General features: G+C 41.9%; 13 protein-coding genes. 3 read left to right on the top strand and 10 right to left on the bottom strand.

Going from position 1 to position 13710, the window contains the following annotated elements:
- Positions 1 to 50: 50 nt before the first annotated feature.
- Positions 51 to 683 (bottom strand): RlmE family RNA methyltransferase, encoded by a 633-nt coding sequence (locus tag JMX93_RS03315; protein ID WP_499203845.1) that lies wholly within the window; start codon positions 681 to 683, stop codon positions 51 to 53.
- Between the two features lie 342 nt (positions 684 to 1025).
- On the opposite strand from JMX93_RS03315, the gene JMX93_RS03310 reads away from it, so the two are divergent.
- Together JMX93_RS03310 and JMX93_RS03305 are read left to right on the top strand one after the other, a co-directional pair.
- Entirely contained in the window at positions 1026 to 1337 is a 312-nt protein-coding gene (locus JMX93_RS03310) for a YhbY family RNA-binding protein (RefSeq protein ID WP_193012510.1), read from the top strand.
- A 219-nt stretch (positions 1338 to 1556) separates the two neighbouring features.
- On the top strand, positions 1557 to 2282 hold the full coding sequence (locus JMX93_RS03305) for a DOMON domain-containing protein (protein WP_499203844.1): 726 nt from the start codon (positions 1557 to 1559) through the stop codon (positions 2280 to 2282).
- Here the strand turns inward: JMX93_RS03305 and JMX93_RS03300 are convergent.
- Together JMX93_RS03300 and JMX93_RS03295 are read right to left on the bottom strand one after the other, a co-directional pair.
- The gene (locus JMX93_RS03300; protein ID WP_499203843.1) at positions 2272 to 2421 is read right to left on the bottom strand and encodes a hypothetical protein; all 150 of its coding nucleotides are present in this window, start codon (positions 2419 to 2421) and stop codon (positions 2272 to 2274) included. The two genes, JMX93_RS03305 and JMX93_RS03300, sit on opposite strands and share 11 nt — an antisense overlap.
- Before the next feature lie 84 nt (positions 2422 to 2505).
- On the bottom strand, positions 2506 to 3234 hold the full coding sequence (locus tag JMX93_RS03295) for a CHAP domain-containing protein (RefSeq protein ID WP_193012508.1): 729 nt from the start codon (positions 3232 to 3234) through the stop codon (positions 2506 to 2508).
- Between the two features lie 263 nt (positions 3235 to 3497).
- Between JMX93_RS03295 and JMX93_RS03290 the strand changes: the two genes are divergently transcribed.
- Positions 3498 to 4013 (top strand): hypothetical protein, encoded by a 516-nt coding sequence (locus JMX93_RS03290; protein WP_193012507.1) that lies wholly within the window; start codon positions 3498 to 3500, stop codon positions 4011 to 4013.
- A gap of 298 nt (positions 4014 to 4311) precedes the next feature.
- Here JMX93_RS03290 and lpxC read toward each other — a convergent pair whose 3' ends face one another.
- The 7 genes from lpxC to murG form a co-directional block, all read right to left on the bottom strand.
- On the bottom strand, positions 4312 to 5229 hold the full coding sequence (gene lpxC, locus JMX93_RS03285) for a UDP-3-O-acyl-N-acetylglucosamine deacetylase (protein ID WP_055124715.1): 918 nt from the start codon (positions 5227 to 5229) through the stop codon (positions 4312 to 4314).
- A 369-nt stretch (positions 5230 to 5598) separates the two neighbouring features.
- Positions 5599 to 6804: a cell division protein FtsZ gene (gene ftsZ / locus JMX93_RS03280; protein ID WP_198332170.1), complete on the bottom strand. Its 1206-nt coding sequence runs from the start codon at positions 6802 to 6804 to the stop codon at positions 5599 to 5601.
- Between the two features lie 235 nt (positions 6805 to 7039).
- Entirely contained in the window at positions 7040 to 8332 is a 1293-nt protein-coding gene (gene ftsA / locus JMX93_RS03275; RefSeq protein ID WP_198329470.1) for a cell division protein FtsA, read from the bottom strand.
- A 179-nt stretch (positions 8333 to 8511) separates the two neighbouring features.
- The gene (locus JMX93_RS03270) at positions 8512 to 9306 is read right to left on the bottom strand and encodes a cell division protein FtsQ/DivIB (protein WP_499203842.1); all 795 of its coding nucleotides are present in this window, start codon (positions 9304 to 9306) and stop codon (positions 8512 to 8514) included.
- A 518-nt stretch (positions 9307 to 9824) separates the two neighbouring features.
- Positions 9825 to 10841 (bottom strand): D-alanine--D-alanine ligase, encoded by a 1017-nt coding sequence (locus tag JMX93_RS03265; RefSeq protein ID WP_499203841.1) that lies wholly within the window; start codon positions 10839 to 10841, stop codon positions 9825 to 9827.
- A 26-nt stretch (positions 10842 to 10867) separates the two neighbouring features.
- Positions 10868 to 12307: a UDP-N-acetylmuramate--L-alanine ligase gene (gene murC, locus JMX93_RS03260; RefSeq protein WP_193012503.1), complete on the bottom strand. Its 1440-nt coding sequence runs from the start codon at positions 12305 to 12307 to the stop codon at positions 10868 to 10870.
- Positions 12308 to 12390: 83 nt separating this feature from the next.
- Positions 12391 to 13476, bottom strand: coding sequence for an undecaprenyldiphospho-muramoylpentapeptide beta-N-acetylglucosaminyltransferase (gene murG / locus JMX93_RS03255; protein WP_499203840.1), 1086 nt, complete (start codon positions 13474 to 13476; stop codon positions 12391 to 12393).
- Positions 13477 to 13710 lie beyond the last annotated feature (234 nt).

The following is a 13710-nucleotide window of genomic DNA, read 5'->3' as shown; positions in this document are numbered from 1 at the left end:
TGGTGACACATTATCTCGCTTACAATGGCTGTGACGTAACGACTTTATGATTATTTAATCGCTATCCAAAACATCTCTTTTGACCGTGGTCTTGACGCACCTGGTTTGATACTACGAATCTTACTAAAATCCTGCTGCATCTGCTTGCGTAATTCTTGTGTGCCTTCGCCTTGAAACACTTTCATAATAAGTGCGCCACCTTCTGGTAAGGTTGCAAGCGCAAAGTCCACTGCCAGCTCGCATAAATACATCATGCGTGGCTGATCGATTGCGCTGTTACCTGCCGTATTTGGTGCCATATCGGACAGCACTACATCAACCTGCCTATCACCAACCTCTGCCATGATCGCATCAAACACTTCTGCTTCGCGAAAGTCGCCTTGAATAAAGGTCACATCAGGCAATGTATCCATCGGCAGAATATCAGAGGCAATCAAAATACCTTTTTCGCCTACCAGCTGACCTGCCACTTGAGACCAACTGCCTGGAGCACTGCCCAAATCTACGACCGTCATGCCTTTTTTAATAATACTGGTCTTTTCATTAATTTCTAATAATTTATAGGCGGCACGGGCACGATAGCCATCTTTTTGCGCTTTTTGCACATAATGATCGTCAATATGCTCTTTCATCCAAGCGCTACTACTCTTTGACAGTTTTTTATTTTCGATACGCGTGGCCAAAATACCTGCTCCTATTGCTTTGCAAAACATTAATACATATTACTGAAGTAGCTAAAAAATTTATGAAGCACTTCGATATGGGTTAAATTCATTCGAGTATGCTATCAATCAAGCTTTTTATACATTTACAGTCTTAGACTGGCGAAATTCTATTGGTTAAAACACTGATTTATCAGACAGTAGCGTTTATAATGTGCCCAAACATTCAGTTTAACATTTTCATCACGTAAAATCGTGCAAAATCCTGCTGATCTCATGCAAGATGACCACAGATTATCTATAATGGTCGTCAACTGCTCTTAATAGCACTGTCTTTTATTTTTACCAACACCTAGGAATTCTATGCAACTCGATAACGCTACCATTAAACGCCTAAGAGGCATTGGTCACGACCTCAAACCTATCGTCATGATTGGTAACAAAGGTATTACCCCAACCATTACTGAAGAGATTGATCGCGCGCTATCAGATCATGAGCTCATCAAAGTAAAATTGCCTGCTGGCACAAAAGAAGAACGCGATGTCATCGGTGCTGAACTTGCCAAAGCGGCTAACGCGTCTTTGGTTCATTCTATTGGTCGTATGGCACTATTGCTACGTAAAAATCCAAATGCCAACCCAAAACTATCTAACCTAGCACGTCATGCGCAATAATATGTCATGACCAGCTTGGTTTGAGTGATTGTATGCCGCATCAACTCAAGTCATAGCTAAATGATGGCAATAAATATAAAAGCCGCGATGCATCTTGCTCGCGGCTTTTATATTTATTGCCTAATCGTATTGAATTTACTTAGCGTGTAGTATTAGCTCTCTTAATCGGTACAACTTTTTTATGGTTACTTATATATTTTTATTGTCGGATCTTAAATTATGAACCAATCATTCACTCTATGTATAGCCGCTGAAACGATAGCAAACGATGCGCAGCAACTGGGTGTGACTGTAGATGAGTTACAGCGTATCTGTATAGATGTGAGTGCGCAGATTATTCGACAGCCATTATTGCACTTACAGCTGACCTATCAAGTTACCTTACCCAGTCAAGTGTTAGCAGATCAACTAACTTGGCCGACTTGGCAGCAAGCGCAAGTAAGATTCGATGATTACTTATGGGAGGAGACTTGCCTTGAGTGTTTTATCGCTGGTCGTCTGATAAATGGTAAAGATCTAACGAATGATCACAAAACAGCGCCTTATATTGAGATTAATGCCAATCCAGACGGTCGTTACGCACTGTATCAATTTCAGAGCTATCGTAATCCTACCACCTTACCGCCAATACCCTTACACACAGCTGATGGACAGCACGCATCTATTGATTGGACAGATAATGTAAAGCCAGCATTGAGCTACGTAGAAAACCCTTTATCTAATGGTTCATCAGTAGCAAATAAACCTCATCATTATGAGCGGAGCTTTGAGGTGCCCGTGACCCGACTACCCAATCAGCAATACGTCACCGCAAATACTGTGATTGAGCAGATACATCCTTGCGTTATTCTATGGTTTGGTGAGACTGCTTTATATTTTGCCTCAAGCCATGCCTCTCCGCCTGACTTTCACAATTGCAACCACTGGTCGAGATTTAAGCTTTAGCTTTAGCTTTAGCTTTAGCTTTAGCTTTAGCTTTAGCTTTAGCTTTAGCTTTAGCTTTAGCTTTAGCTTTAGCTTTAGCTTTAGTTTTAGCTTTAGTTTTAGTTTTAGTTTTAGTTTTGAGTTGGGCATCACAACTCAAAGCGTAAAAAAAGCCCAGCAACGCTATAAAAAGCATTACTGGGTTTGGAGAAAACTTTTAACTTAGGTTATATCTAACTAATATTTATTTGTCAGCCATCGCAAGGTAGATGCCTCGGTCTGATGCATCATCGACATATTGTGAATCACGCCATGTCGTATAGCTGTAAGTACCGCTGTATGGGCTAATACTGTTTTGACGGAAATCAGATACCCAATCGTTGCCATCAAAGATCTGGATATGACCATGTGGGCGGTTTGAAGTGCGATTATAGACAACAACGTCACCCACTTGTGGCTGCATATCATTACTGATCTTAGTAAAACCTGCTTGGGCAAGTGTGCCACGAGAGGCATACTGATATGCTGAAGGATTAGGCGTAAATTCGTAACCTGCTGATTGTAGCGCTTTACGCACATAGCGAGCACAATAGCCAGAGCTTCTAGATAGGGCTACTCGAGAGGCGTTTGCCGCTGCGATAGCAGGAGCAGAATTGCGATCAGGAGCACGGCTTGATTGCTGCTGACGCTGCTCGTAAGACAAACGGCTGGTAAGCGAAGCAAGCTGGTATTCTTTTTGCTTGGCATGCGCACTTAAATTATCAATAGCTTGACTGATCTCGTCGTTGCTATATACATGAGCACCACTGTTAGTGCTATAGATATTGCGACTAGAACCATAGTTCGAAGAAGCAGAAATATTTGTGATGGTATGACTCAAGGTATTATTTGGTTGAAAGGTTGTTTCGACAGCACCACTTGTCTGTGCTATACCCATTCCCAATACTGACAAAATTAATAAAGCTTGTTTCATAAATTTACTACCTATTGTTAATACAAGACCGCTCGTCATCCATGACAAAGCATCAATTAGTTTAGAGGAGATAATCATTAAAAAAACATGATAAAATCCTTATTACAACAGCCCGCTATTTCTTCTGTAGTGACTAATGCCGATATTATCTATTAATACCATATTCTGCTTAGTCAACTATCTCGCAAATTGTTCAATATAAATTACTTTTCGCCTGTCAGTTATGAATATCGATTTTGTCACCTATTAGATGAGTCATTACGATGTCAAAAAAACAGCCAAATCGGCTTGCCCAACTTATCGACCATCAAGCTTTTGCTGGTAGCGCACTACCCCGAACGCTTGCTGACAATATGCGGCTATATATAGAAGCGACCCATGAGGTAAAAGAGTTATTGGTAGATTGTCTACCTGAAGAAATCCTTAATACCTGTTGGGTCGTAGGCCTCACATCCGAGCAATTAATACTCAGTGTGGGCTCAATGACTGCCGCTAATCATATTCGCTATTTACAGAGCGCTTATTTGCAAGTCCTAACAGAGCAGTCAATTACATTTAAACAACTCAAGCAAATTCGCGTCGTCGTAGCTAAAAGCTCAGCTGATAATCACTCATCTAAACAACTACCAGCAGCATCAGCAACCTTGTCAAAATCTAGTAAAGCCAATGCAAATCAGGCTCTTAGCCAAAACACAAAGCGGACTATATCACAGGCTGCAGAGCATGTCACCACTGATGAAAATCTCAAAAAAGCGCTTTTGCGTCTGGCAAATCATTGAAATTCTTAATGTTACTATGTAAAGTTGTGTAAACTAAACCGTAAAAATCAGCGGGTAAGGCTAGGATTTTGTAATGATGCAAACGAAAAAAATCACCTGCTCGCTCCGTTCACATTATGAACGTTACCAGCAGATGATTGAAAAACTATCCACAGCTTGTATATTCTCTACTCTGGAGCAGAATTATTAAAATAATCTAAACAATACATTCAAAATAATGAATATTATTCGAATGTAATTACAGCCGTATTATGTAATATTGCGTAAATGTTTCGATACTTCGTGTATATTCCTGTATTCATCCTTCAACAGTCAAACCTTCAAGAGGTAAATACTGGATTGGACACGTTACATTGTCATCAAAAGTTACAATTTCAAAATTATTATGGTCAGATAATATCTCACGTACCAATAAATTGTTTAACGCGTGACCAGATTTATAAGCATTAAAACGGCCCAAAATCGGATAGCCAATCAAATATAAATCACCTAAAGCATCCAAAATTTTATGACGAACGAACTCATCATTAAAACGTAGACCTTCTTCGTTAAGAATATTTGCTTCATCAATAACAATGGCATTGTCCATACTGCCTCCTAACGCCAAATTATTCTGACGTAAGGCTTCGATATCTCGTAAAAAACCAAAAGTACGTGCTGAACTCAATTGCTCAATGAAGTTTTGCGTCGAAAATTGCAACTGGGCATGCTGAAAATCTTTGTCGATAGCAGGATGATCAAAATCAATCTCAAAATTTAGCTCAAACCCTTCATAAGGGCGCAGTTCTGCCCATTTATCGTCTACTTTTACTCGTACTGGTCTGACGATTTTTATAAACTTCTTTAAAGCATCTTGTTCACAAAATCCTGCGTCAAGTAGCAGCGCCACAAAAGGAGCGGCACTACCATCCATAATTGGTATTTCTGAGGCTGACACACGGATTAAAAGATTATCCACACCTAGTCCAGCAATGGCACTAAGCAAATGCTCGACCGTCCCCACACGTGTTCCACCAAACACTAAATTTGATGACATCATAGTGTCTTGTACCAAAAAGGCGCTGGCTGGAATCGGCTGGCTGCCTTCGATATCAGAACGCTCGAAAACAATACCCGTATCAATAGGTTGCGGATGAAACTCTAAGTCAACAGGCTGACCACTATGAAGACCAATACCTGTGACAGCGATCGCAGTTTTTATGGTTCTTTGGTTCATGGCTGTCTTCTCACATATTTTGTTACAATTGCCATAGTGTATCATTACCCGCCCCTAGTTCGCTATAGTTAAAACTCGCTAATTTTCTTATCTCCTTGATTGATAACACTTATCGCCAATAAATCTTGATTGTTTTTATGTCTTACTGATTGAATTTTCCTTATTAGAATAGCGAAATATCAGTAAATATTTACAATCATAAATTATTCTATACGCTTATATATTAATGATTATCTTCATATCAAGAGGCGCTGTTTATAAATAAAGCTCTTTGATAGCTGAATCAGCTTATATATGGACATTATCTATACGCACAAAAAAGCCAGCAACTTAGTACTGGCTTTTTTTGATTCCAAATATCTAAAAATATTATTTGTTCTGTTGACGTTTTAGATAATCTTGAATGCTATTGGTTTTGGTTTTTGCCTGCTCTTGAGGCGCGCTTGCACGGGTAGCACCAGCTGTATCTTGATACATCTGGGCTTGCGATTGCTTTTGACTGTTTAAAGCGCTGGTATGCACGTTAGGGTCAACAGGCTGAGTGCTATTGACAGAAGGAACTGGCGCCTCAACTACTTCTGGCTCTTGCCCAGCATTTTCATCTAAAGTCAGACCCGTGGCGATAACGGTAACATGCAAGTCATCACCCATTTTTTCGTCAATCACTGAACCATAGAAAATATGAGCATCGTCGATATCTGTAATTTCTTCAACGATGATACTAATTTTACTCATCTCATCCAATGATAGTGATTCAGAAGAGATTACGTTAACCAATAGACCTTTTGCATTCTCTAAACGCAAGTCATCAAGCAATGGTGATCTGATGGCTTTCTCAGTTGCTTGACGCGCACGATCATCACCGCTGGCACGGCCGATACCCATCATTGCATGACCTTTAGCCGTCATTGCGGTGCGAATATCGTTAAAATCGATATTGATCATACCTTCACTAGCGATAGTTTCAGCAATACCTTGAACCGCGTGTAATAACACATCGTCCGCTTTTTTAAAGGCGTCTTGCATAGAGATATTGCCATAGACACTCATCAGCTTATCATTCGGAATCGTAATGATAGAATCAACGAAGTTGGTCAGCTGTTCAATACCTGCTTTGGCAGCCTTGATACGTTTGCCACCTTCAAACTTAAATGGCGTAGTCACTACGGCGACTGTCAATACTTCCATTTCTTTAGCAATACGTGCAACCACAGGCGCTGCACCCGTACCTGTACCACCGCCCATACCAGCAGTAATGAACACCATGTCGGCATGTTCGAGTAATGCGCGGATAGCTTCCTCTTCGCTTTCTGCTGCTTCACGCCCAACTTCTGGGTTTGCCCCTGCGCCTAATCCACGATTCGTTTTTGCGCCAAGCTGCAATTTGTGCGGTGCAGTTAAACGATCAAGCGCTTGTTTATCCGTGTTAGCACAGACGAACGTTACACCTCTAATCCCTTGCTGTACCATATGTTCAACCGCATTACCGCCACCACCACCAACACCGAATACAGTGAAGCTTGCTTGGCCGTTATTTTGAAGCTGGTTATCATCTGGCATGGTGTATTTTGACATAAAAAGGTTTCTCCAGTTGCAGATAGCGTGATGGTCGATACTTGGTAACACACTTATATGGCGCGCTATCGACTTACTATATATAATTGTATTTAAATAAAACAGGGCAATGGCTTAGACAATTGTGTTAGCCAAAATATGCCAGTATGGTACAGGGTGTTACTTTTCGTATTCTTGCCTATAATCTAGCTGCATACTCTTATATTGCTTAATATAAATATGCTTTGCTAACAGATTATAATATCTTTTTGAGTACACTAGCAAAACGTTGCCCTGCACTTTGAAAAACACCAGTGACTCGATTTTTTTGAATCGCTTCAGGCTCGCTTTTTTCACTACGGCGAAACTGCTCGCTTTGACTATATAATAGTGTACCAAATGCCGTCTGATAAGCACGATCATTTACTTGACTGTTTAGCTGCTTAAATGACTCATCATTATCAAAATGATTATGAGCACTAATAGCAGGATGAGTATTGGTTAATACTACGGGCATTTTGAGCAATTTTTTGGTAAAGGGTATCATACCTTTAATCGCCGTACCGCCACCTGTAAGTACGATACCTTTGTCGATATAGCCGATGAGATCAGCCTCATGCAATTGACGAGCAACTTCCGTAAATATCTGCACATAGCGCGCCTCAATAATGCGGGCTAGATTATAGATACCAATATTAATCTCGTCACCTGTTCCTTGTGGTTTAAAGATAAAGAATGAGCTAGGATCGACACTATTGACATCGACAGTACCATGGGTTTTTTTCAGCTTTTCAGCTTCAATCATGGAGATACCAAAATCAGCTGAGATATCCATCGTTACTTCGTGGCTGCCCGTCGCGATACAATGGGTAAATATCAGCTTGTTTTCTTTGTATACGCAAATACTGGTTGTACTAGCACCAATATCTACCAAACAAACCCCTTGCTGGCGCTCGTCACTCATCAAACTATATTCAGCACTCGTCACTGCATCAAATACGATATGGTCAATACCAACATCACAACTTTGCAGTAATTTTTGGATATTCTGACGGCTAGCAACAGGCATCATCATCATGTGGTACATCACAGTAATATTATGCGCCATCATTTCGATTGCATCATCCACCATGAAATCTTGATCATCGACATAAATACCTTGCTGACAGCAATGCATCAAATAATAGTCTGACGATAGATCGCGTGACTTAGCATTAGACAACGCCTGTACCATATCTTTGGCACGTACCGCCTCATCTTCTACGCGTACCTCGCCTGCACTATTTTTGCTCGATAGTTCGGGGGTCGCTAAGGTCAACCACACACTGTGCACACGGCAATTGGCAGTATCTTCTGCTTCTTGAATGGCTTGCTTAATAGCACCTTGTAGACGTTCACGGTGTTTTATTTGACCTTGGTAGAAATCGCTGTTTTTGACTTGTCCCACGCCTAGAATACGAATGTCTTTTGCAGAGACAACATTGCCAATGACGACATAGACTGCCGTGGCACTTAGATGGACAACAACCAGATTTTCAGTATTTTTCATGGTACCAGACAAATTATCGCTAAACAGGAGACCAAATGACGTCTCCATTAGATCATTAAAAAAAGCGTTATCAACACGCTATGATGTTGTATATTCTGTGCTACAAACTATCAAAACAGCTCAACCTAACATACAAAGCAGTTTTTACCTGCTTATGCTATCTATCTATCTATCTATAGTTATTTTGCTTCATCAACTTTTGGCTGTGTCATATCCCAAGCGATGGTAAAGCCATTTTTATAACGCAAATCTACAGACTGTATTTCGCCTCGGCGCTTACTTAACTGATTACCCAGCAGCTGACTTAGACTCAGCAGCTTTTGAGCGGTATTCTCATTATCGACAATCACACGTAGCCCATTGTCAAAACGAATCAGCCAAGTCATTCTTGGTGACAGGATAATATCTTCGACCTGCATACCCAGTGGCGCGTACCAATCATTAACTTGCTGCATCTGCTGCATGATAACTGGGGCTTGCGTTATCTCACCTTGTAAGGTGGCGAAGCGTTCCTGCGTCAGATCTCTACTATCAGCAGGGACAAAAACCGCCCCCTTTGCATCTACCAACCGCTCTGTACCAAAATTAGCAACCGCTTGCTTAGGTAATGCGGTAACGACTATGCCCCGTTGCCAATCACGAGAAATACTAACCTGATCAACCCAAGCCAGACCCGTCGTAATATCTCTTAACGCTTGCAAATCAGAGGTAAAAAAGCTGCTTACCTTTTGTTGATTCATAACCTGTTGCAATGCGCGATATTGGGTAACTGTCAAACCCTGATTATTCACATGGATCGCAGCTGGCGGCGCATCACGCAACGCTTTTCCACCCATTATCAATATCAGTACGAGCAACCCTAGTACCAATACCATAAAAAAATATTTGACCGAAGTCGGTACTTGGAATTTAGAGTTTGGGCGACGGGTTTTATCACTCATCAAGTCAGTTACCTCGTTGACAGTTTGAGCCATAACGACCTTTGTCCCTATATTTGCATAAAACTGATCATGCTATTTATAAATGTAAATCTGCATATTTTTGCAGAAGCCTATTGAGTTAACATGTTATCAAAATATTTTACTAAAACGATTTATAGGATGACATTATGCTCATTTAAACGTAACATTTTTCTTAATTTATGAATAACTTATGGGCTATGTTCGTAGAAAACGGAAATATCACTAAAACAGACCTATAATTACAATATTAACGTATTTTATGGTTAAACAATAGCTTAACCCCTACTAGTGACAACGAATTTACACAAGTTTACATGACGCTGTGGTATAGCAGCTCTAGTGATACATTAGCCCGTTTTCGTCTATTAGTATTCACCGACTATAAGCAAAATTCAAATCTAATAATTCATAAGTTTTATCACTGCTTTATTAAGACAGCCTATCAATGATAACTGTCTTAATGAATATGAATGGCATTATGAGCAGTGTAAAAAAGTAGAATCACTAAATAATCATTTAAGCAATGACTGCTAAACAAGTCCCTCTAATGTCTGCGCTAAAATATGCCAGCACAATGCATCAAAGTCCATGCCTCGAGCCTTGGCTGCCATCGGAACCAAGCTATGGCTGGTCATACCAGGAACCGTATTGATTTCAAGCAACCAAAAGTTACCTGCTTCATCTTGCATAGCATCGATACGTCCCCATCCTTTTGCATCAACGGCACGAAATGCCGCAAGGCTCAGATCTTGTAAATGCTTTTCATCAGCAGCGCTCAAACCACAGGGAATATAGTAACTGGTATCATTGCGATTGTACTTGGCTTCAAAATCATAGAAGTTGGTAATATCAGCAGGCTCAAGACGAATGACTGGATAAGCTTCATCGTCGATAATGACAATCGTGAACTCACGACCGGTAATCCAGCGCTCAGCCATTACAGCATCACCGCACTGTACCGCCGTTGCATAAGCCGCGGGCAACTCGTCAAGATTGTTGACCTTGGTCATGCCAATACTAGAGCCTTCATGAACAGGCTTGATAATAAGTGGCAGACCTAGCATGTTGACCACTTGCTGCCAGTCGGTATCAGCTGTCAGCAATGAAAATGGCGCAGTTGCTAATCCACAACCTTGCCACAATTGCTTGGTACGAACCTTGTCCATGCCCAGCGCTGATGCCAAAATGCCTGAACCCGTCTGCGGAATATCAAACCATTGCAGCACACCTTGTAACAAACCATCTTCGCCGCCGCGACCATGCAACACGTTGAACACACGGTCATACTCGCGTAACTCCGTGATGTCTTGATACTTAGGATCGAAATGAGTGGCGTCAACGTTTTGGTTTTGTAGCGCCTGCAATACGGCAGCACCACTGTCTAATGACACGCTGCGTTCATTGCTACTGCCGCCGTAGACAACCGCCACTTTACCAAACTGTCTGGCATCTTTTGCATCACTGGTCGTCGTGTTTAGGGTTGCGCCATTACTATCTAAATTATCTAAATTTTGAGTGCTGGTATTTTCTTTATTATCAGTCGTCATGAGGATCATTCCTAGAATTTTTTAACTTACTTAATGTAAAGGTTATTGGCAGCCAAGTCGACAGCGATCTGCCCCACATTACCTGCACCTTGAGTAATGAGCATGTCATTGGCTTTTAATAAACGCTGCATGACAGGAGCTAAATTGTCCTTGTCAATAATCGTCGGTTCAACTTCACCGCGCAACCGAATACTACGTGCCAATGACTTGGTATCAGCTCCGGTAATCGGGCTTTCACCTGCTGAATATACGTCTAATAATAATAGCTCATCAACGCTGGAGAGTACTTCGACAAAATCATCAAAGCAATCGCGGGTACGACTATAACGGTGCGGCTGGAACATCATTACCAAACGACGTTCAGGGAAGCTTTGACGCGCCGCTTTGATAGTGGCATCGACTTCTTTTGGGTGATGACCATAATCGTCAATCAACAAAACATCACCATCATCAATACTGACAGAGGCATGCTGCTCAAAACGGCGACCAACCCCTTCAAATTTTTGCAGAGCGCGTTTGATGGCTTCGTCATCGACTCCCTCATCGGTCGCCATGGTAATAGCGGCAAGCGCATTGTAAACGTTATGAGTACCAGGAATATTGAGAGTCAAACGTAAAGGTTCACGGTCACGGCGCAGTACTGTAAAGTGAGTTTTGGTTCCTTCCGTCACCAAATCAACGCCTTGTACGTCGTTAAAAGGCTCAAGTCCAAAGGTCAGTACGGGACGACCGATATCATCAATCATTGCATACAGCTCTGGGTCGTCACCACAGACCACCGCCAAACCGTAAAACGGCATGTTTTGTAAAAATTGAATATAAGCGGCTTTTAATTTATCAAAGCTATTTTCATACGTTTCCATATGGTCTTGATCAATGTTGGTCACAATCGCTGCCATCGGACGCAATGATAAGAAAGACGCATCAGATTCATCGGCTTCTGCCACCAAAAAACGGCTACTACCCAGCGCCGCATTTTTACCAGAAGCGTTTAATTTACCGCCAATCACATACGTTGGGTCAAGCTGCCCTTCTGCCATCATTGTAGTCAGCAAACTGGTCGTTGTCGTTTTACCATGAGCACCAGCAACTGCAATACCATGACGATAGCGCATCAACTCACCCAGCATATCAGCACGGCGTACCACCGGCAAACGCGCTTCTAACGCCGCTTTAACTTCAGGATTGCTACGATCAATCGCTGACGATACAACGATGACATCGGCATTGGCAATATTTTTGGAATCATGGCCGATTGATATTTTAATGCCAATTTGCTGTAGACGCCGAGTAACCAAACTTTCAGCAATATCAGAACCACTTACTTGATAGCCTTGATTGTTCATCACCTCCGCGATACCACACATCCCCGAGCCACCAATACCGACAAAATGCAAATGCTGAATACGACGCATTTCTGGTATTTCAATCAAACGCTTAGGTAGAGCTTTCGCAGGATTAGACATAAGGCTTCTCTTTATTAAAGGCTAATAAAATTTAATGTATCAAAATAATTGGTGATAAAAACAGTCAGCTATAAGAATGTAGGCTACAGCGTTTGCCAGATAATATCAGCAACTTGCTTGCTCGCACTTCGATTGGCAAGGGCATGACCTTTTTTTGCCATCGCTAGGCACTTCTCTCGATTAAGTGTCGCAAGCTCATTGCTCAAACGCTGGGCTGTCAGCTCAGACTGCGGTAACAGAATCGCCGCATCGTGTGAGGTTAAAGTGCGGGCATTAGCAGTCTGATGATCATCTACTGCATGCGGCAGCGGTACAAAAATTGCGGCAATACCAACGTTTTGAATTTCCGTAACCGTCAATGCGCCTGCTCGGCAAACAATAATATCTGCCCAATTATAAGCGGCGGCCATATCGTCGATAAAAGGCTGTACCACAAACGTGTGCATACTCAAATCTTGCTCATCGTAAGCCGCTTGCGTGGCAGCCTCATTATTGCGCCCGCATTGATGACGGACTTCAAAAGGCTGGTTTAGCAATGCCAGCGCTTTTGGCACAGTGTCATTTAAGGCTTGCGCACCAAGTGAGCCGCCCACCACCAAAAGTTTAAGCGGTGCATTATCATTAACATCATAACGCACCGTCGGTTCAGAGACACCAGTGATGGCATTGCGTACTGGGTTACCAACCGTTTCAAGCTTAGGATCCTGTGCACTATTGGCAAAGGTATGCTCAAATGCTTGCAACACCTTGGTTGCAATCTTGGATAGGTAGCGATTACTCATCCCTGCGATGGCATTTTGTTCATGGATAATCAGAGGTGTATTGGTCAGCCGTGCGGCGATACCGCCAGGCGCTGTCACATAACCACCAAAACCGACGACTATATCAATTTGATTGCTACGAATCACTTTTATAGCGGCCATCGTCGCTGACAATAAGGTCACCGGCAACTTCAATAAACGCCCGATTCCTTTACCACGTAGTCCTTGCATATCGATAGCATGAAAGCGATAACCAGTCGGTGCAACCAAGCCATTTTCCATACCATTTGGCGTTCCTAGCCAATGAATAACCGCACCACGCTGGGTCAATTCCTCAGCAACTGCCAGCGCTGGGAACACATGCCCGCCCGTACCCGCGGCCATCATCAATATATGCGGTGCTTTCATGAACGCCTGCCTATCTTTTCTTTATTTATATGAAGGACTTATTATCCTATAATCATCTCAGTCATCAGCAAATAATGACCCTATAAAATCTCGCATAGTATAGTGTAAATCGTTGTCTGATATATAGCACTTTATGCACTGTCAATAACAAAAATCCAAGCCGTGAGTAATCGCGACTTGGCTGTTATAAATACTATCGAGAAACCATAAAAGCATCGTTTGTTAATGACGTTT

Source organism: Psychrobacter muriicola 2pS (assembly GCF_904846535.1).
Classification (GTDB): domain Bacteria; phylum Pseudomonadota; class Gammaproteobacteria; order Pseudomonadales; family Moraxellaceae; genus Psychrobacter; species Psychrobacter aquimaris.
Note: the sequence above shows the minus strand (reverse complement) of the source record. Positions and strands in the feature narration are given on the sequence as shown.

Bases quoted from the DNA above. Each gene is read 5' to 3' on its own strand.
- JMX93_RS03270 (WP_499203842.1), bottom strand. From the start codon at position 9,306: ATGGCTCAAACTGTCAACGAGGTAACTGACTTGATGAGTGATAAAACC.
- lpxC (WP_055124715.1), bottom strand. From the start codon at position 5,229: ATGAACCAAAGAACCATAAAAACTGCGATCGCTGTCACAGGTATTGGT.
- JMX93_RS03265 (WP_499203841.1), bottom strand. From the start codon at position 10,841: ATGACGACTGATAATAAAGAAAATACCAGCACTCAAAATTTAGATAAT.
- JMX93_RS03295 (WP_193012508.1), bottom strand. From the start codon at position 3,234: ATGAAACAAGCTTTATTAATTTTGTCAGTATTGGGAATGGGTATAGCA.
- murC (WP_193012503.1), bottom strand. From the start codon at position 12,307: ATGTCTAATCCTGCGAAAGCTCTACCTAAGCGTTTGATTGAAATACCA.
- JMX93_RS03305 (WP_499203844.1), top strand. From the start codon at position 1,557: ATGAACCAATCATTCACTCTATGTATAGCCGCTGAAACGATAGCAAAC.
- JMX93_RS03290 (WP_193012507.1), top strand. From the start codon at position 3,498: ATGTCAAAAAAACAGCCAAATCGGCTTGCCCAACTTATCGACCATCAA.
- JMX93_RS03310 (WP_193012510.1), top strand. From the start codon at position 1,026: ATGCAACTCGATAACGCTACCATTAAACGCCTAAGAGGCATTGGTCAC.
- ftsZ (WP_198332170.1), bottom strand. From the start codon at position 6,804: ATGTCAAAATACACCATGCCAGATGATAACCAGCTTCAAAATAACGGC.
- ftsA (WP_198329470.1), bottom strand. From the start codon at position 8,332: ATGAAAAATACTGAAAATCTGGTTGTTGTCCATCTAAGTGCCACGGCA.
- murG (WP_499203840.1), bottom strand. From the start codon at position 13,476: ATGAAAGCACCGCATATATTGATGATGGCCGCGGGTACGGGCGGGCAT.